Below are 17952 nucleotides of genomic sequence, written 5' to 3'. Positions count from 1 at the left end.
TCAGTGACTACCCCCGTCACAACTTCTCCTTGCAGGAGGGCACGTGAAAAGAACCGTCGCCGCCGTCAGCGCAGCGCTGCTCACCAGCGGCGTGCTGGCCTGCGTCACCACCACGGCGCAAGCGGCCGCGCCCAGCGCCCCGAGCCCCGAGTCCGCCGCGGCCCGGGCCGACAGCCTGATCCGTACCAACCCGGGTGCCGTCCAGGGCGCCGGCGGGGAGGCCTACCGGGCCGTCCGCACCAAGGTCGACCCCTCCGGGGCGGCGCACACCCGCTACACCCGGACCTACCAGGGCCTGCGGGTCTACGGCGGTGACTTCGTCGTCCACACCGCACCGAACGGCACCATGACCGGCACCTCGGTCGGCCTGTCCGCCCCGCTGACCCTGGGCACCACCGCCAAGGTCGGCGCGGCCGCCGCCAAGGCCAGCGCGCGCAAGGCGTTCACCGGCAGCCTCACCTCCGTCGGCGCGCCCGAACTGTTCGTCGACGCCAGCAGCGGCAAGGGCCGGTTGGCCTGGGAGACCGTCGCCAGCGGGTGGAAGGCGGACAAGCAGACGCCGTCGAAGCTGCACGTCGTCACCGACGCCACCACCGGAAAGGTGATCGGCTCGTACGACGAGATCGAGTCGGTGGTCGGCAGTGGCCAGGGCATCTACACCGGCACGGTCAGCATCGACACGACGCTCTCCGGCAGCACCTACCAGATGATCGACCCGTCGCACGGCAACGGCCGTACCTGCGACATGAACAACGGCACCTCCACCTGCACCACCTTCACCGACGCGGACAACGCGTGGGGCAACGGCGCCACCTCCAACCGGCAGTCCGCCGCGGTGGACGCCCACTTCGGCGCCGCCAAGACGTTCGACTACTACAAGAACGTGCACGGCCGCAACGGCATCTTCGGCAACGGCCAGGGCGTGCCGAGCCGGGTGCACTACGGCAACAACTACGTCAACGCCTTCTGGGACGGGTCCCAGATGACCTACGGCGACGGGTCGAGCAACTCCCGCCCGCTGGTCTCGCTGGACGTGGCCGGGCACGAGATGAGCCACGGCGTCACCGAGGCGCTGTCCGGCCTGGTCTACTCCGGTGAGTCCGGCGGCCTCAACGAGGCCACCAGCGACATCTTCGGCAACATGGTGGAGTTCTACGCCGCCGCGCCGAGCGACCCGGGCGACTACCAGGTCGGCGAGAAGATCAACATCAACGGCAACGGTACGCCGCTGCGCTACATGTACAACCCGTCGCTGGACGGCTCGTCCGACTCCTGCTGGTCCACCAGCACCAAGAACAAGGACGTGCACTACTCGTCCGGCGTCGGCAACCACTTCTTCTTCAACCTCGCCGAGGGCACCGGCGCCACCTCGTACGGCACCTCGCCGGTCTGCGGTTCGGCTCCGGCGGTCACCGGCATCGGCCGGGCCAAGGCGGAGAAGATCTGGTACCGGGCGCTCGACGTGTACTTCACCTCGAACACCTCGTACGTCAACACCACCACGCCGTCGAACACCGCCCGGGCGTACACCCTGCGGGCGGCGACCGACCTGTACGGCAACTGCTCCACCGAGTACAAGACCGTCCAGGCGGCGTGGACCGCGGTGAACGTGGCCGGCAACGACGCCCCGTGCAGCTCCACCGGCAACGACTTCTCCGTCTCCCTGTCGCCGACCGCCGGGTCGGTGACCCAGGGCGGATCCGCCTCCACCACCGTCGCCACCGCCACCACCAGCGGGACCGCGCAGACCGTGACGTTCTCCGCGTCCGGCCTGCCGACCGGCGCCACCGCGTCGTTCAGCCCCGCCTCGGTGACCTCGGGCGCCTCGTCCACGCTCACCATCGCCACCAGCGCGAGCACCCCGACCGGCACCTACTCGGTGACGGTCACCGGCAGCGCCACCTCGGGCACCAAGACCGCCACGTACTCGCTGACGGTCACCGGCACCGGCGGCGGCTGCACCGGCGCCGGCCAGAAGCTCGGCAACCCGGGCTTCGAGTCCGGCAACACCGGCTGGACCACCACCTCCGGCGTGATCGGGCAGTACGGCTCGCAGGGCCAGCCCACCCACGGCGGCACCTGGAACGCGTGGCTCAACGGCTACGGCAGCACCCGCACCGACACGCTGGCGCAGTCGGTGAGCCTGCCGTCGGGCTGCTCGACCTACAACTTCAGCTTCTGGCTGCACATCGACTCGGCGGAGAGCACGTCGACGGTGCAGTACGACAAGCTGAACGTGCAGGTGCTCAACTCGTCCGGCACCGTGCTGGCGACGCTGGCGACCTACTCGAACCTGAACAAGGCCACCGGCTACACCCAGCGGTCGTTCTCCCTGGCCGCGTACGCCGGGCAGACCGTCACCCTGAAGTTCACCGGCACCGAGGACGCCTCGCTGCAGACCTCGTTCGTCGTCGACGACACCGCGGTCAACGTCTCCTGACCTGACCGCCCGACCCCGGGGCCCGGCGGCCACCCCACGTGGGTGGTCACCGGGCCCCGCCCGTTACGGTCGGGCCCATGTCCGACGCGGAGTTGACCGTCACGGTGACCGGCCCGGTGGCGACCGTGGTGATCCACAATCCGGCCCGCCGCAACGCCATGACCCCGGCCATGTGGCGCCGGCTCCCGGTGCTGCTCGACGGCCTGGAGGCCGACCCGGCGGTGCGGGTGCTGGTGCTCACCGGCGCCGGCGGCACCTTCTGCGCCGGCGCCGACCTCGGTGACCTGGACGAGCTGCTGGCCGCCGGTGACGGCAGCATCGCGGTGGCCGCCGAGGAGCGGCTCGCCGCGTTCGGCCGCCCCACCGTGGCCGCGATCGAGGGCGCCTGCGTGGGCGGCGGCTGCCAGCTCGCCGTCGCCTGCGACCTGCGCCTCGCCGCGGTGGACGCCCGGTTCGGCGTACCCCCGGCCCGGCTCGGCCTGGTCTATCCGGTGCCGACCACGCGGCGGCTGGCCGGGCTGGTCGGGCCGTCCGCCGCGAAGCACCTGCTCTTCACCGGCGACCTGGTCGACGCCGACCGGGCGCTGCGGATCGGCCTGGTCGACGAGGTGCTCCCGGCCGCCGCGCTCGCCGACCGGGTGGCGGCGCTGACCGCCACCATCGCCGAGCGCTCCCGGCTCACCGTCACCGCCGCCAAGGAGATCGTCGACGGGCGCGTCGACGCCGACCGGATCGCCTGGTGGCACGCCCAGGTGCGGGACAGCGGCGAGGCCCGCGAGGGGGTGGCGGCCGCGAACGAGCGCCGGCCGCCGCGCTTCGACTGGTCGCCGCCGGCGCCTCGCTGACCGCCGTTTGCCCGCCACACCCCAGGGGTACGCCCCGAGCAGCGAACGGGGGGCCACGATGGACGGTCGAGACGACGACGCACGCCTGATCCGGCGGGGCAGGCGCCGGACCCGTGGGCTCATGCTCGGCGTGGGGCTGGTGTCCGGTGTGCTCGGACTCCTGCTCGCCCGCACCCTGCTCGGCGCGGGCTGGTCGAGCTGGTGGGAGGGAGACGCCCCGGAGTCGGCCCAGATCGCCGGCGCGGTGCTCGTCGTCCTCGGCCTGGTCGTCGAGGTGGGTGCGATCGTGTGGGCTGTCCGCAGCGGGCGCTACCGGTCCAACCGGGAGTCCCCCATGTGGGCCATGCCGATGCGCCGGCGATCCCGGCTGGTCAAGCAGGTGCGCCGCGGCGACGTCGGCCCCGACGCCGACCTGGCGACGCTCACTCTCGTCGCGCGCCAGATGGTGGACGGCGGGTGGGCGGCCGTGCCCGTCGCCGGGCTGGTGCTGGTGAACCTCGGTCAGGCGCTGATCCGCGTGACCTCACCGGCTTTCGTGGCCACCTTCGGGCTGATCGCGGTGACGTTCGCGCTGGTCGGCTGGCAGGTCCACCACAATGCTCGCCGGGCGGCCGAGTTCCTCCGTCACCACCCGGCCGAGTCGCCCGCTCTGCGCTAGATCGGGGAAGATTTCGGCCCCGCTGAGAGCCATCTCCTTCCCAGATCTCAGCTGGTCGGGGCCGGCGGGCGCCGCGCCGGGGTTTACCCCCGACACCGCCCCCTGTGCCCGCCGGCCGTCCCGTCACCGCGCCAGCGTCACCCAGCTCGGGGTGGCCGGCTCCCGCCGCAGCGGCATGCCCGCCTCGGCCGGGGTCCGGTCGCCCTTGCGCTGGTTGCACGCGTAGCAGGAGGCGGTGGTGTTCCCCCAGGTGTTCCGGCCACCGCGCGAGCGGGGCAGCACGTGGTCGATGGTGCCGGCCGGGCCGTCGCAGTAGGCGCACCGCCGGGCGTCACGCGCCAGCACCCCGGCCCGGGACCAGCCGGGGCCGGCGCGGAACCGCCAGCGCGTCACCACGTACCGGACGAGGCGGACCACCCGCGGCAGCGGGAAGACGCCGATCAGCCGGTCCGGCTCGGCCTCGTGGATCTCGGCGACCCGGCGGCAGAGCATCCGGATCGCGTGCTGGACGGTGACCCGGTGCAGCGGGCCGAGGTCGGCGTTGACGACGAGGACGGCGTCCACCGGGTTCTCCCTTCCGATCGGTGGTACGAGAAAGCCGCCCGGTCCACGGGGACCGGGCGGCGACGACGGGGGCGCGCGACGCGCGTCAGTCGAGCCTTCCGGGCCCCGGGCAGCCGTCGCCGAGCAGCCACGACGTCATCGTGGTGGCGGGTCGGTACGACATGGACGGCTCCTGGAACGGTGGTTGACCTTGCGCGTTCACGGTAGGTCCACCCCGGAAAGGCGGGCAACGTATTTCGATCCGCCGTCGGACGGTGGTCGCTGCCGGCCGGCGCTTCCGGCCCGGCGGGCGGCGGCGAGCGGGCGGTCGATCCGGGCGCTCATCTGCGCCACCAGTTCGCTCTCCAGCAGCGGCCGGTTCACCTCGGCGGCCACCGACAGCGTCGGGGTGGAGATGGACCGCCAGATGGCGGTGAGCCCGGCGCCGAGGCCGACCAGTGCGACCGCGGCGCGCGTGGTGGGGGAGCCGGCCGCCGCCGCGGCGCTCACCCCGACCACCGCCAGGAGCACCACCAGCAGCGGCGCCAGCACCGGCCAGAAGATGCCCCGGGCCGCCTGCGCCACCAGCTTCCGGTCCCGGATGACGACGTTGCGGGCCACCACCGCCCAGTTCTCCTCGTCCAGCAGGTCGCGCGGGTGCAGGCCGCCGGTGAGCACGTCCTGCCAGAGGTCGCCCTGGTTGCGCAGCTCGCGGGCCAGCTCCGCGAGCCCGGCCTCGCCGGGGTCACCGACCGTGGCCCGGCCGACCGCGTCGGCCCAGGCGGACAGCGAGCGACGCACCACCGCCGCCGAGTACGGGGGCAGCACGCTCGCCAGCTCGTCCAGCCACCGGCTGAGCTGGATCTGCCGGCCGCCGAAGCGTTGGACCAGCTCGGCGGCGTCGCCGCGCCGGACGGTGTCGGCGAGCGAACGGCCGAGCCGGTACGCCACGCCCACCCGGTGGTTGGTGGCCATGGTCCAGCGCAACACCTCGACGTTCAACTCGTCGAGGGCGAGCAGGAGCGGCTCCCGGTCCGCGCCGGCCACCCGCCGGGCGGCCTCGGTCGACGGCACGGCACGGCCGGGCGGGGTCAGCGGGGCGATCTGGGCGAGTGCCACGTCGACGCCGTCGAGGTACATGCCGAGCCGGTGCCGCCCGGGCATCTCGGTGAGGTTGGACAGTTTCCCCGGGGCGGTCGCCGGCCGGTCCGCGTCCTCGGCCAGGTCGGCGGTCCGCGCGTGGTGGTAGGCGTCCGCCATGGACCAGCCGAGGCGCAGCGCGGTGACCACCGCGGTCCGCTCGTCCTGCCGGTCCTCCGTCCGCGTCGCGGTGCCCACCGCTAAACCTTATGCGTTTTATGACCGTTTATCGGCGGTTCGCGCCAGCAGCCCCCGAGGCCGGATCGAGCGGACCGGCTCGGCCGCCGCGCCCTCGGCCCGCAGGATGTGGTTCGCCGCGATGATCCCGGTGGCCGCCGAACGCTCCATCAACGCGCTCGGGAACTCGGTCCGGATCCCGTCCCCGGCCAGGTAGAGCCCCTCGGCGTCGGTGCGTACCCCGGGCCGGCCGGCGTGGCTGCCCGGCGTGAACGCCGGGGCTTGCGCCTCCACCCGGGCCCGCACCTCGCGGACCCGCAGCTCGGCCACCTCCGGCCAGAGCGCGGTCAGCTCCCGCAGCATCCGCGCGGCAAGCTCGTCCGCCGGCACGTCCGGCTCGCAGGCGTACGCGTGCAGCTCCACCACCGAGCCGCCGGTGCGCTCGGCCCAGCGGCGCGGCTCGGCCTCCAGCCGGTGGTAGAGCGTCACCGAGTCCAGCGTCGGCTGACGGGAGACGCCGCTGAACACCGCCCGGTCCGGACGGACGTCCCCGTCCATCCAGTAGCGCGCCACCGCGTACGGCGGACCGGGCTTGCCGAACGCGGGCATCCGCGCCACCAGCTCGGGCGCCACCGCGACCAGGCCGGGCGAGGCCGCGACCAGCGCGGCGAGTGCCGGCGGGTCGACGGCGAGCACCACGTGCCCGGCCGCCCAGGTATCGCCGTTCGCGCCGGTCACCCGCCAACCCTCGGGGGTACGGTCCAGCCGGGCCGCCGGAGCGCCGGTCACCACCCGGCCGCCGTGCTTCTCCACGTGCCGGGTGAGCGGCTCCCAGATCGCCGTCGCATAATCCTGGTCCGGGCAGTCGAAGGCCAACCCCTCCGGGTTGCCGAGCAGATAGAAGTGGAACTGCGCGATCATCTCGGCGGCCGACATCTCCGCCTCGTGGTTGAAGAACGAGTGCGAGAAGACCTCGAACAGCATCGCCCGGGCCCGGTCCGGCAGCCGCAGCGAGGTGAGCAGCTCGTCGGCGGTGCGCTCGTCGAACTCGTCGTAGGTGCGCACCGGGTCGTAGGTGAGCAGCGGCAGCGCGGCGTCCCGGTCCATCGACCGCAGGTCGGCCAGGCGCAGGCTCGGGCTGCGCAGCAACAGCGCCAGCAGGTTGGCCGGCGGGGCCGGCGGCAGCTTGCCGAACTCCTCGGTCGGCCACTGCGCGGACAGGATCGGATAACCCGGGATCGGCTTGAGGAAGCCCAGCGTCGGGTCGACCCGACGCAGGATCGAGCGCCAGTTCCAGTACTGCCGGAAGAACGCGTGGAACCCGTGCTCGTTCTGCTGGGCGCCGTCGGGCAGCGCCTCCGGCCAGGCGCCGAGCCGGCCGCCGAGATGCGGCGCGGCCTCCAGCACGGTCACCGCCACCCCGCGCTCGGCCAGCACCACCGCCGCCGACATGCCGGCGATGCCGCCCCCCACCACCAGCGCCGACGCCGGCTGCGGCACGCGGGGCGCGCCACCGCCGCCCGGGTCCACCACGTGCTCACGTACGCCGATGAGCCGACCAACCACTTGCGACAGCCCCACGCCACCCTCCGCTCCCAAGTCCCCCCATCCTGCCCGAGGTGTAAGGCGGGGGCCCCTTTTAACGCATTCGGATGTGGCGGGGCCCCCGCTTAACACCGCCGGGACCCTGCGCGGGCGGCGGGTGTTAAGCGGGGCCCCTTCCTCTACCGAATCCGTTAAAAGGGGCCCCCGCCTTTCATCCGAGGCAGCGGCGGGGGCGGTCGGAGGGGGGCCAGACGTACTCCAGGTCGAGCGGGGTGTCGGCGGGGAGGAGCGGGGCGTAGTGGGTGGGGTCCTTGCGCAGCAGCGAGGAACGGTGGCTGCGGTGCAGGTCCTCGCGGCCCAGCCAGGGCGGGACGTCCCCGGTGGCGGCCAACTCGTCCTGGGTCCGGACGGTGGTGATGCCGCAGGCGGCGGCGAGGTCGGTGGCGAGCGTGGCGGCGCAGGTGTCCGCCCGGCCGGGCTCGCACCACACCGCGCACATGTCGAGCCCGTAGCGGGTCAGCGCCTCCTCGTACCCGGCCCACATCTTCACCGCGGGATGGTTGCGCCAGCCGTAGTCGGGTCGGGTCAACCCGCGCAACACCTGGATGGCCTCCACGCGCTGCTTGCCCAGCCGCTTCTGGTCCAGGGTCCGGGCGCTGGCCAGGAAGTCCGGATACGGCAGGAACGTCTGCATGCCGGTGCTCTACCCGCCGCCGGCGACGCCATGCGTTCAAGATCGATGGGGGCTGCGCCCACCGCGAGCGGCTGACTACGATCCGGGCATGGCCGAGCCTCTGCGCGATCGAGCGCGCCGCGCGACCGGGTGGCGGTTCCGGCCGAACGGGGACGAACGCCCCCACTACGTGGTCTGTGGCTCGGACCCGTTGGCCTACTGGGTGGTCCGGGCGATGCTCGCCACCGACCCGGCCGCCGGTCAGGTCCGGGTCACGCTCGTGGTGCCGGAGCGCCGTCGGTCCGACGGCCCGGACGGGCGGGACGTGCCCGGCGTACGCGTGGTCCTGGCGGACCGGCTCGACGAGGCCGCGTTCCGCCGGGCCGGGCTGGCCGACGCGGCCGGGTTGGCACTGCTGCACCAGGACGACGTGGGCAACATGCACGCGGCGCTCTGCGCGCAGGAGGTCGAGCCCCGGCTGCGCCTGGTGGTGCGGATGTTCAACACCAATCTGGCCGACGGGCTGCGGCAGCTCTTCCCCGACTCGGCGATCATCTCGGACGCCTCGATGGCCGCCCCCGCCTTCGTCGCCGCCGCGCTGGGCGAGCTGGCGCCGACCCACTTCCGGCACGCCGGCCGCACGCTCTACGTGGCCCGCCGCACCGACGTACGCCCGCAGGACGTGGTGTGCGGCCTGGCCGTCACCGCCGACCCGGAGCTGGTCCGGGTGCTGCCCGCCGACGAGGCGGCGGCCGACGTGGTGCTGGCCGAGGCGACCGGCCAGCCGCCCGGCACCGAGCTGGCCGCCCGCCGGCTGGTACGGGCCCGGCGGCGTCGGCAGCCGGTGGAGGTGCTGCTGCGCGCGGTCCGCAGCTTCGCCACCCGCAAGATCGGCATCGCGGTGCTGGTGCTGCTCGGCGTGATCGCGGTGCTGGGCTGGCTGAACGCCCGGGCCGCCGGCGTCGACTGGGGCGAGGCGCTCTACCTCACCCTGGTCACCACGCTCAGCGGCCAGGACCCGGACGTCAACAAGCCGGCCGCCGCCCAGGTGATGCAGGTGGTGCTCAACCTGGCCGGGTTGGCGTTGATCCCGCTGATCACGGCCGCGGTGGTCGACGGCATCGTCAACGCCCGGCTGGCCCTGCACGCCGGCCGGATCCAACCCGACCGTTCGGGCCACGTGGTGGTGGTCGGGTTGGGCAACATCGGCACCCGGGTGATGGCTCAACTGCACGACTTCGGCGTCGAGGTGGTGGCCATCGACAAGAATCCCGACGCGCGGGGCGCCGCGTTGGCGCACCGGCTGGGCGTGCCGGTGATCGTCGGGGACGCCGGCCTAGAGGAGACGCTCCGGTCCGCCTCGGTCGACACCAGCCAGGCGCTGGTGGTGGTCTCGACGGACGACGGGGCGAACCTGCGCGCCGCGCTGATCGCCCGTTCGCTCGACCCCGACCTGCGGGTGGTGCTGCGGCTGTTCGACGGCGACTTCGCCGAGCGGATCCAGCAGGCGTTCGGCATCGGCATCTCGCGCAGCGTCTCCTACCTGGCCGCGCCGTCGTTCGCGGCGGCCCTGCTGGACCGCGCGGTGATCGCCACCATCCCGGTGGACCGGCACGCGCTGCTGGTCACCGAGGTGCCCGTGGTGGCCGGCTCCCCGTTGGACGGGCGTCCGCTCGGCGCGGTGGCCCGCCCCGGCGAGGTGCGCCTGCTGGCGCACACCCGCACCGGGCACAAGGCCGACTGGTCGGTCGACCCGCGCGTGGTGCTGAACGCCGGTGACCGGCTGACCGTGGTGGCCCGGCGGGCCGGGTTGACCGCCCTGCTGCGGGAGACCACGCCCGCGCCGGCCGCGCCCCCCACCCCGCGCGAGCCGGCGGAGTGACGCCGCTCAGCGGTGGCGGACGGCGTACCAGAGCGCGCCGAGGGCGAGCACGCCGAACCCGGCGAGCACGCTGACGAGCGGCAGGCTGACCGCGAGCACCAGGCAGCCGACCAACCCCAGCGCGGCGAGCAGCGACGGGCCCAGCGTCAGCGCCGCCGCGTTGGTGATCGCGTAGTAGACCAGCACGGTGCAGCTGGAGAAGCCGATCGCGCCCCGGACGTCGCCGAACGCCACCACCACGATCACCACGGCGGCCACGACCAGCTCGGCGCGGTGCGGCACCCGGTGGCGCGGGTGCACGGCGGCCAGCGCGCCCGGCAGGTCGCGGCGGCGGGCCATCGCCAGCGTGGTGCGGCCGACGCCGGCGAGCAGGGAGAGCAGCACCCCGGTCACCGCCACGGCGGCCCCGGCGCGCACCAGCCAGGCCAGCCCGGGCCGGCCCGCCGCGGTCACCACGTCGACCAGCGGCGCGGCCGAGGCGGCCAGCCGGTCGGCGCCGAGCACGCCGAGCGCGACCACGGCCAGCGTCAGGTAGATCGCGAGCACCGCGCCGAGCGCCAGCGGCACCGCGCGGGGAATGGTGCGTTCCGGGTCCCTGACCTCCTCGCCGAGGGTGGCGATCCGCGCGTACCCGGCGAAGGCGAAGAAGAGCAGGCCGGCGGCGGTGAGCACGCCGTGTGTGCCGACGTCGGCGAAGCCGGTGAACCGGTCGCCGGCCACCCGCGGCGCGCCGGTCACCGCCACCACGGCCAGCACGGTGAGCACCACCGCGACCAGCACCCGGGTGGCCGCCGCCGTCTTGCCGATCCCGCGCAGGTTCACCGCGGTCACCGCCACCACCGCGAGGACCGCGACGAGACGCGCCCGCCCCGGCCACAGGTAGGCCCCGACCGTCAGCGCCATCGCCGCGCAGCTCGCCGTCTTGCCGACCACGAACCCCCACCCGGCGACGAAGCCGGCGAACGGGTGCAGCCGCTCGCGGCCGTAGACGTAGGTGCCGCCGGACTCCGGGTAGCGGGCGGCCAGCCGGGCCGAGCTGGTGGCGTTGCAGAACGCGATGAAGCCGGCCAGCGCGAGCGCGACCAGCAGCCCGGCGCCGCCGGCCGCCGACGCGGCCGGGGCGAAGACCACGAAGACGCCCGCGCCGAGCATCGAGCCCAGACCGATGACGACCGCATCGGGTACGCCGAGTCGCCGCGCCAGCCGTTCCACGCCCGCAGCCTAGGGTGCCGGGGTTGATGGCGGGTGCCGCGCACGGGATCGCGTCGTCGGCGCCGGATCGAGATTCAGCCGGCCACCGCCGGGGCTGCGGTCGGCAGACCGGCGGCGGGCGCTCAGTCGAGCCCGTCGGCCGGCCGCCCCCAGGCGCCGAGCCGCGCCGGCAGGGGCAGGGCGTTCCAGGGCACCCGCCGCAGCAGCCGGTCCAGCAGCAGGCCGAGCAGCAGCCCGGCGACCGAGTCGGTGATCCAGTGCCAGCCCAGGTAGACGGTGGTGCAGAAGACGATCGCCGGGGGCGCCACCCGGACCACGGTGATCAACCGGGCCGGCACGGCCCGGCCGACCGTGCGCAGCAGCGGGGCCAACAGCAGGGCGAGCACGCCGTACCAGACGATCGCGTTGGCCACGTGCCCGGACGGGTACGACTGGGCGAACCGCACCGGCAGGTCGTGCTGGAACAGCGGCAGCGTCTGCTCGGGCGGCAGGAACGGCTCCTTCACGCTCGCGCTCGGCGCCGGGCGGGCGGTCCACACCTTCAGCGGGCCGATCGTGAAGAACGTCAGCACGAACGCGGTCACCGGCGGCAGCACCGCCCGCACCGAGCGCACCCGCAGCGCCAGCAGCACGCCCAGCCCGGCCGCCAGCAACGTCAGCGGGGTGCCCTGACCGAGCAGGTTGAGCGCCATGGCGATCCACCGGACGGCGGTCGGCCGGTGCGCGGCCGACCAGTCGGCGACCGCCCGGTCGAGCCCGAACAGGTGGCCCGAGGCGAGCGCCACGGTCAGCGCCACCAGCGCGGCGAGCAGCAGCCCGTCCCACCACCATCCGGCCGGTCGGACGGGCCGCAGCCGCAGGTCGCGGCGTACCCCTGAGGTCTGGCGCACGCGACCACGCTACCGGGCCGCGGGCGGCGGCCCGGCCTCGCGGGCGGCGGCGGCCTGTGTGCCGAACCACGAAGGGAAGCGCTCCGGGGAGCCAGCGGTCACACTGGTTGCCGTGCGGATCACCTCGGCCCTCGTCGACCCGGCGCTGCTCGACCTCCCCTGGTCGACCCCGCTGGAGCAGTGGCCTGCCGAGCACCTGGTGGCGCTGCCGCAGGGCATCTCCCGGCACGTCGTGCGCTTCGTCCGGCTCGGCGGCTTCGTCTACGCGGTGAAGGAGACCGGTGAGCGGGTCGCCGAGCGCGAGTACGACCTGCTGCGGGCGCTGGAACGGATCGACTTCCCGTCGGTCGAGGCGATCGCGATCGTGGCCGACCGGCAGACCGACGACGGTGAACCGCTCGACCCGGTGCTGATCACCCGGCACCTCCAGTTCTCGCTGCCCTACCGCGCGCTGTTCTCCAACACGTTGCGCCCGGAGACGATGAACCGGCTGCTGGACGCGCTGGCCGCGCTGATCGTGCGGATGCATCTGACCGGTTTCTTCTGGGGCGACTGCTCGCTGTCGAACACGCTGTTCCGGCGGGACGCGGGCGCGTTCGCCGCCTACCTGGTGGACGCCGAGACCGGGGCGCTGCACCCGTCGCTCTCCAACGGCCAGCGCGGGGAGGACCTGGAGATCGCCCGGGTGAACATCTTCGGTGAGGCGCTCGACCTGCAGGCCGCCGGGCTGCTGCACGAGTCGATCGACCCGGAGGTGGTCTGCGAGGAGGTCGTGCGGCGCTACGAGCGGCTCTGGCACGAGATCACCTACGAGCAGCAGGTCGAGCGCGCCGCCCGGCACGACATCGAGGGACGCATCCGCCGCCTCAACGAGCTGGGCTTCGACGTCGCCGAGGTGGCCATGTCGACGGTCGACAACGGGCGTTACCTGGTGCGACCCAAGGTGGTCGACGCCGGCTACCACACCCGGCGGCTGCTGCGGCTCACCGGCCTGGACGCCGAGGAGAACCAGGCCCGCAAGCTCCTCAACGACCTGGACGCCTACCGGGTGGAGAGCGACCTGACCGACGAGCAGCAGGCGGCGCACCGCTGGCTCACCGAGGTCTTCGAGCCGGTGGTCCGGGCGGTGCCGGGGCACCTGCGGCGCAAGCTTGAGCCGCAGGAGCTGTTCGCCCAGATCATCGAGCACAAGTGGCTGCTCTCCGAGCAGGCGGGCCGCGACGTCGGGATGCGCCGGGCCGTGCACTCCTACCTGGCCGACGTGCTGGTGCACCGCCCGGACGAGCAGGCGGTGCTCGGCGTCGAGGTGCCCACCGCCTGACCGTCCGCCCCGACATGGCGACCAGGCACAGTGGTCGACCATGTCCGGCGTGACAAGGCGGTCAGCTGGGGCGCAGTGCTCGGTCGAGGAAGGCTCGGGTGAGTTCGGTGACCTCGTCGAGATTGCTCTCCAGCAGGAAGTGCCCCCCGTCCAGGAGGTGCACCTCGGCGTCGGGCAGGTCCTCGCCGAAGGCTCTCGCCCCTCCCGGTGCGAAGATCTGGTCGTTGCCACCCCACACCGCCAGTACGGGGATCCGGTTGATCCGCAGGTGCTCCTGGATCCGGGGGTACAGAGCGCGGTTCGTCCGGTAGTCGTGGAACAGGCGCAGCTGGACCTCGTCGTTGCCCGGGCGCTGCAGCAGAGCGTGGTCCAGCGTCCAGGTGTCGGGGCTGACCACGCTCGGGTCCGGCACGCCGTGGGTGTACTGCCAGACGATGGCGTCACGTGCCAGAGCTGGGCGCAGGGCCGCCTCGGTCTGCGGGTTGCGGTCCTCCCCGTACGCCCAGATCGGCTCCCAGAAGTCGGGGACGAAGCCGGCCTCGTAGGCGTTGCCGTTCTGGCTGACGACGGCGCTGACCGGGCTGTGGGGCTGCAGGGCGAGCCGCCACCCGACCGGCGCGCCGTAGTCCTGCACGTAGATGGCGTACCGCTGCAGGCCGAGTTGGTCGAGCAGGCCGGCGGTGAGCCGGGCGAGCGAGTCGAAGCGGTAATCGAATTCCTCGACCGTGGGACTGTCCGACTGACCGAAGCCGAGGTGATCGGGGGCGATCACGTGGTATCTGTCGGCCAGCCTCGGGATCAGCTCGCGGAACATGAACGAACTGCTGGGGTAGCCGTGCAGCAGCACCACGGTGGGAGCGTCGGACGGACCTGCCTCGCGGTAGAAGAGCCGATGCCCCTCCACGACGGCGTATCGGTGGAACGCTCGCATGTCTAACCTCCATTGCCGGTTTCAGTGGTTACGAAGCTAGTGGTAAGCTTCTAACCATGCAAGCCGAGAATGGAGGTTAGTTCGGTGACGGTGATCTCCACCGACGAGGAGCTCCTGCTGTTCGTCCTCAACAGCACCCCGGTGCTCGACGGTGCGGTGAGGGACCTCCTCGCCGACCCGGCCGAGGCGCGATCGAGGCTGCGCGGCCTCGGCGGCACCGGCACCCGGGAGGAACTGGACGCCGTACGCTCCGCCCGTCCTCTGTTGCAAGAGGTGGCCCGCGGCGATCGCCCCGCCGACTCCCTCGCACCACTGCTGGTCGGTGTGCATCAGGCACCCCAGCTGACGGCGACGCGGCTCGACTGGTCGCTGATCGCCCCGCCGGATCACCGCAGCGTCGCGCGGGCGGTGCTCAGCTGGGCCGCCTTGCGCGAGAGCGCACCCGGCCGCCTCCGCCCCTGCGCGAACGACGAGTGCCGCCTCTTTCTGGTCGACCGGAGTCGCTCGAACACCGCCCGCTGGTGCTCGATGGCAACCTGCGGCAACCGATTGAAGGCCCGCCGGCACTACAGCAGGATGCGGACGGAACCCTGAGAAAACGCCGCCCGGCTCACTCCACCCAGTCGCCGCCGCGCATCACCCGGACCACGTTCAGGTCGTCGTCCAGGACCACCAGGTCGGCGCGTAGGCCGGTCCGCAGCGCGCCCACCCGGTCGCCCAGGCCGAGGGCGCGGGCCGGGGTGGTGGCGACCATCCGAACGGCGTCCGGCATCGCCACGCCCGCGCCGACCGCGTGCCGCAGGGCCGCGTCCATGGTGAGCGTGCTGCCGGCGATCGCGCCGCCGGCGCTGAGCCGGGCCACGCCGTCGGCCACGGTGACCGCCTGGCCGCCCAGCTCGTAGTCGCCGTCGGGCATGCCGGCGGCGGCCATCGCGTCGGTGATCAGCGCGGCCCGCTCCGGGCCGGCCACCGAGGTGGCGAAGCCGAGCATGCCGTCGTGCAGATGTACGCCGTCGGCGACCAGCTCGCAGACCACGTTCGGGGCCTCCAGCAGCGCCACCACCGGCCCGGGTTCGCGGTGGTGCACCGAACGCATCCCGTTGAACAGGTGGGTGCCGACGCTGGCGCCGGCGGCCACCGCCGCGCGGGTCTGCGCCCAGGTGGCGTCCGTGTGCCCGACGGCCGCCACCACGCCGTGCGCCACCAGCAGTTCGATCGCCGCGGTCGCGCCGGCCCGCTCGGGGGCGAGTGTGACCATCCGCACCGCGCCGCCGCCCAGCTCGATCAGCTCGGTCAGCTCCTCGGTGGACGGGTCGCGCAGGAACTCCGGGTTCTGCGCGCCGCAGCGGTCGGCGGACAGGTAGGGGCCCTCGAAGTGCAGGCCGGCGAGCACGCCCGACTCGACCAGCGGGCGGAACGCGGCGGTGGCGTCGCGCATCAGCGCGAACGGCGAGCTGACCAGGCTGGCCAGCAGCGTGGTGGTGCCGTGGCCGAGGTGGAACCCGGCGGCCCGCCGGGCGGACTCCGGGTCGCCGGTGGTGAACGTGTGCCCGCCGCCGCCGTGGGTGTGCATGTCCACGAAGCCGGGCACGATCCAGTGGCCGTCCCGTACCGACGGGTAGTCGGCGACCGCACTGATCCGGTCGTCCCGGATCTCCACGCAGCCCTGCCGGATGACACCGGTCGGGGCCACCACCTTGCCGGTCACGCGCCGGGTCATCGACTCTCCTTCGCCAGGGTGTCCAGGGCCAGCAGGGCGGCGCCGAGGCAGCCGGCCTCGTCGCCGAGGGCGGCCGCGACCAGGCGCGGCTCGCGGTGGAAGGTCAGCCGCTCGCGCAACGCCTCCCGCAACGGGTCGAACAGCAGGGGGCCGGCCTGGGCCAGGCCGCCGCCGAGCACCACGGTCGCCACGTCGAACAGCGCCTGCCCGGTGGCGAGACCGTCGGCGAGCGCCTCGACCGCCGCCCGCCAGACGTCGCCGGCGAGCTGCTCGCCGGCCGCCGCCCGATCCGCCACCTCGGCGGCGGTGGCCGGCGCGCCGGCCAGCTCCGTGAACCGGCGGCCGATCGCCGAGGCCGAGGCGACCGCCTCCAGGCATCCGTCGCGGCCGCAGCCGCAGCGCGGGCCGCCGGGGCGTACCAGAATGTGGCCGATCTCCCCGGCGGCGCCGTGCGCGCCGGTGGCGGCCGACCCGCCGACCACGTGCGCGGCGGCGATGCCGGTGCCGATCGCGACGAAGAGCACGTGGCCGGCGTCCCGGCCGGCGCCGAGCCGGGCCTCGGCCAGGCCGCCCACCCGCACGTCGTGGCCGAGCGCCGCGGGCAGGCCCAGGCGCGTGGTCGCCAGCTCGCGCAGGGGTACGTCGCGGAAGCCCACGTTCGCCGACCAGACCGCCACCCCGCGCGTCTCGTCGACCACCCCGGGCACGGCGATGCCGCAGGCCACCGGCGTGCGGCCGGCGGCGCGCGCCTTGCCGGCCAGCCCGTCGGCCACCTCCAGGATCGTGTCGACCACGGCGTCCGGCCCGCGCTGCGCATCGGTGGCGTGCCGTTCGGTGTGCACGGTCGTGCCGTCCGGGCGGACCAGGGCGCACTTCATCCCGGTGCCGCCCACGTCCAGCGCGACGACGACCTCGTCGCCTGCGCTCACGCCAGAACCACGGACCGGGTGAGGTGCCGGGGCGCGTCCGGGTCGAGGCCGCGGCTGGTGGCCAGCGCGACGGCGAACCGCTGGGCCAGGATCAGGTCGGCCATCGGGTCGACCGGGGTACGCCCGGCCGCCCAACTGGTCAGCACCGTGCGGCAGCCGTGCGTGCGGCTGTGCGCGAACGCCGCGCCGGTGGCCGCCACGTCCTCCGCCAGCCCGTCCGGGATCCCCCCGAACGCCCAGACCAGCCGGCCCGGCGCGGCGATCGAGATGGGGCCGTGCCGGTAGTCCATGGCCGGGTACGCCTCGGCCCAGAACGTGGCGGCCTCGCGGCACTTCAGCGCGGCCTCCTGGGCCAACCCGACGGTCCAGCCGCGACCGAGGAACGTGACCTGCTCGATGCGGGCCGGGTCGATCGGCAGCGGGGCCCGGACGGCCACCTCCGCGTCGGCGGCCAGCCGGCCGAGGTCCTCGCCGAGGTGGGCGCGGAGCAGCGCGAGCGCGGTGGTGGCGAAGCGGGTCTGCACGACCGAGCGCTCGTCGGCGAAGGGCAACGCGACGGCGGCGTCGGCCAGCGCGACGGCGGGCGAGCCCGGGTCGCCCACCAGGACCGTGGTGGGGATCCGCCCGCGTAGCGCGGCGAGCAGGTCGAGCACCTCGGTGGTGGTGCCGGAGCGGGTGATCGCGATGAGGCGGTCGTAGCGGCGGCCGGTGGGGAACTCGCTGGCCTGGAAGGCGTCGGTCTCACCCTGGCCGGCGCCCTCGCGGAGCCCGGCGTACGCCGCCGCCATGAACCACGACGTGCCGCAGCCGACGACGGCGACCCGCTCGCCGGGGCGCGGCAGATGCTCGGCGACGGTCGGCGCGAGCCGGGCCGCCTCACGCCAGCAGTCGGGCTGGCTCGCGATCTCCGCGTGCACGTACGCCATGACAACTCCTCGCCAGGGGAGACCTTGCGCAATACGGCGCGATAGGGCCTTCTTTCGCGCGTCATTCTGCGCGAAGCGGGGTGGGCGTGGCAACCATCTCCCGGTTCGCGCAGAACAGGG

The 17952-nt window shown here is 74.0% G+C and carries 16 protein-coding genes; 6 read left to right on the top strand and 10 right to left on the bottom strand.

The window, feature by feature from the left end:
• The first annotated feature begins 43 nt into the window (after positions 1 to 43).
• From GA0070213_RS25320 to GA0070213_RS25310, 3 genes are all read left to right on the top strand, one after another.
• On the top strand, positions 44 to 2440 hold the full coding sequence (locus tag GA0070213_RS25320; protein WP_091069931.1) for a M4 family metallopeptidase: 2397 nt from the start codon (positions 44 to 46) through the stop codon (positions 2438 to 2440).
• A 77-nt stretch (positions 2441 to 2517) separates the two neighbouring features.
• On the top strand, positions 2518 to 3285 hold the full coding sequence (locus GA0070213_RS25315) for an enoyl-CoA hydratase/isomerase family protein (protein ID WP_091069928.1): 768 nt from the start codon (positions 2518 to 2520) through the stop codon (positions 3283 to 3285).
• A gap of 58 nt (positions 3286 to 3343) precedes the next feature.
• Positions 3344 to 3943 (top strand): hypothetical protein, encoded by a 600-nt coding sequence (locus tag GA0070213_RS25310; RefSeq protein WP_139128721.1) that lies wholly within the window; start codon positions 3344 to 3346, stop codon positions 3941 to 3943.
• A gap of 123 nt (positions 3944 to 4066) precedes the next feature.
• Here the strand turns inward: GA0070213_RS25310 and GA0070213_RS25305 are convergent, their stop codons facing one another.
• From GA0070213_RS25305 to GA0070213_RS25290, 4 genes are all read right to left on the bottom strand, one after another.
• The gene (locus GA0070213_RS25305; RefSeq protein ID WP_091069923.1) at positions 4067 to 4507 is read right to left on the bottom strand and encodes an HNH endonuclease; all 441 of its coding nucleotides are present in this window, start codon (positions 4505 to 4507) and stop codon (positions 4067 to 4069) included.
• A 198-nt stretch (positions 4508 to 4705) separates the two neighbouring features.
• Positions 4706 to 5824, bottom strand: coding sequence for a hypothetical protein (locus GA0070213_RS25300; RefSeq protein WP_091069921.1), 1119 nt, complete (start codon positions 5822 to 5824; stop codon positions 4706 to 4708).
• Positions 5825 to 5842: 18 nt separating this feature from the next.
• Complete coding sequence (locus GA0070213_RS25295; protein WP_091069918.1) at positions 5843 to 7384, bottom strand: FAD-dependent oxidoreductase; 1542 nt, start codon at positions 7382 to 7384, stop codon at positions 5843 to 5845.
• Positions 7385 to 7559: 175 nt separating this feature from the next.
• Positions 7560 to 8042 carry an MSMEG_6728 family protein gene (locus GA0070213_RS25290; protein ID WP_091069916.1) on the bottom strand — a complete coding sequence of 161 codons (483 nt, stop codon included), beginning with the start codon at positions 8040 to 8042 and terminating at the stop codon, positions 7560 to 7562.
• An 88-nt stretch (positions 8043 to 8130) separates the two neighbouring features.
• On the opposite strand from GA0070213_RS25290, the gene GA0070213_RS25285 reads away from it, so the two are divergent.
• On the top strand, positions 8131 to 9903 hold the full coding sequence (locus GA0070213_RS25285; protein WP_091069913.1) for a potassium channel family protein: 1773 nt from the start codon (positions 8131 to 8133) through the stop codon (positions 9901 to 9903).
• 6 nt (positions 9904 to 9909) lie between these two features.
• Here the strand turns inward: GA0070213_RS25285 and GA0070213_RS25280 are convergent, their stop codons facing one another.
• Together GA0070213_RS25280 and GA0070213_RS25275 are read right to left on the bottom strand one after the other, a co-directional pair.
• On the bottom strand, positions 9910 to 11115 hold the full coding sequence (locus tag GA0070213_RS25280; RefSeq protein ID WP_091069911.1) for an APC family permease: 1206 nt from the start codon (positions 11113 to 11115) through the stop codon (positions 9910 to 9912).
• Between the two features lie 122 nt (positions 11116 to 11237).
• Positions 11238 to 11975 carry a phosphatase PAP2 family protein gene (locus GA0070213_RS25275; RefSeq protein ID WP_175441492.1) on the bottom strand — a complete coding sequence of 246 codons (738 nt, stop codon included), beginning with the start codon at positions 11973 to 11975 and terminating at the stop codon, positions 11238 to 11240.
• An 88-nt stretch (positions 11976 to 12063) separates the two neighbouring features.
• Between GA0070213_RS25275 and GA0070213_RS25270 the strand changes: the two genes are divergently transcribed.
• On the top strand, positions 12064 to 13326 hold the full coding sequence (locus GA0070213_RS25270) for a DUF4032 domain-containing protein (protein ID WP_175441483.1): 1263 nt from the start codon (positions 12064 to 12066) through the stop codon (positions 13324 to 13326).
• A gap of 61 nt (positions 13327 to 13387) precedes the next feature.
• Here the strand turns inward: GA0070213_RS25270 and GA0070213_RS25265 are convergent, their stop codons facing one another.
• On the bottom strand, positions 13388 to 14257 hold the full coding sequence (locus tag GA0070213_RS25265) for an alpha/beta fold hydrolase (RefSeq protein WP_091069903.1): 870 nt from the start codon (positions 14255 to 14257) through the stop codon (positions 13388 to 13390).
• 84 nt (positions 14258 to 14341) lie between these two features.
• On the opposite strand from GA0070213_RS25265, the gene GA0070213_RS25260 reads away from it, so the two are divergent.
• Complete coding sequence (locus GA0070213_RS25260) at positions 14342 to 14851, top strand: CGNR zinc finger domain-containing protein (protein ID WP_245716544.1); 510 nt, start codon at positions 14342 to 14344, stop codon at positions 14849 to 14851.
• A 16-nt stretch (positions 14852 to 14867) separates the two neighbouring features.
• On the opposite strand, the gene nagA is transcribed toward GA0070213_RS25260, so the two are convergent.
• From nagA to GA0070213_RS25245, 3 genes are read right to left on the bottom strand one after another with little or no spacing between them, the layout of a single operon-like run.
• Complete coding sequence (gene nagA / locus GA0070213_RS25255) at positions 14868 to 15977, bottom strand: N-acetylglucosamine-6-phosphate deacetylase (protein WP_091069899.1); 1110 nt, start codon at positions 15975 to 15977, stop codon at positions 14868 to 14870.
• Positions 15974 to 16906 carry an ROK family protein gene (locus GA0070213_RS25250; protein ID WP_091069897.1) on the bottom strand — a complete coding sequence of 311 codons (933 nt, stop codon included), beginning with the start codon at positions 16904 to 16906 and terminating at the stop codon, positions 15974 to 15976. The genes nagA and GA0070213_RS25250 overlap by 4 nt, the downstream gene beginning before the upstream one ends.
• Positions 16903 to 17832: an SIS domain-containing protein gene (locus GA0070213_RS25245; protein WP_091069894.1), complete on the bottom strand. Its 930-nt coding sequence runs from the start codon at positions 17830 to 17832 to the stop codon at positions 16903 to 16905. The genes GA0070213_RS25250 and GA0070213_RS25245 overlap by 4 nt, the downstream gene beginning before the upstream one ends.
• Positions 17833 to 17952: the final 120 nt, after the last annotated feature.

It is taken from the genome of Micromonospora humi (genome assembly GCF_900090105.1).
Lineage (GTDB): Bacteria > Actinomycetota > Actinomycetes > Mycobacteriales > Micromonosporaceae > Micromonospora > Micromonospora humi.
This window is presented reverse-complemented; position numbering and strand designations above follow the sequence as displayed.

What these genes read in the sequence shown, in the direction of transcription:
- GA0070213_RS25315 (WP_091069928.1), top strand. Translation starts at nt 2,518, where the DNA reads ATGTCCGACGCGGAGTTGACCGTCACGGTGACCGGCCCGGTGGCGACC.
- GA0070213_RS25265 (WP_091069903.1), bottom strand. Translation starts at nt 14,257, where the DNA reads ATGCGAGCGTTCCACCGATACGCCGTCGTGGAGGGGCATCGGCTCTTC.
- GA0070213_RS25245 (WP_091069894.1), bottom strand. Translation starts at nt 17,832, where the DNA reads ATGGCGTACGTGCACGCGGAGATCGCGAGCCAGCCCGACTGCTGGCGT.
- GA0070213_RS25310 (WP_139128721.1), top strand. Translation starts at nt 3,344, where the DNA reads ATGGACGGTCGAGACGACGACGCACGCCTGATCCGGCGGGGCAGGCGC.
- GA0070213_RS25290 (WP_091069916.1), bottom strand. Translation starts at nt 8,042, where the DNA reads ATGCAGACGTTCCTGCCGTATCCGGACTTCCTGGCCAGCGCCCGGACC.
- nagA (WP_091069899.1), bottom strand. Translation starts at nt 15,977, where the DNA reads ATGACCCGGCGCGTGACCGGCAAGGTGGTGGCCCCGACCGGTGTCATC.
- GA0070213_RS25285 (WP_091069913.1), top strand. Translation starts at nt 8,131, where the DNA reads ATGGCCGAGCCTCTGCGCGATCGAGCGCGCCGCGCGACCGGGTGGCGG.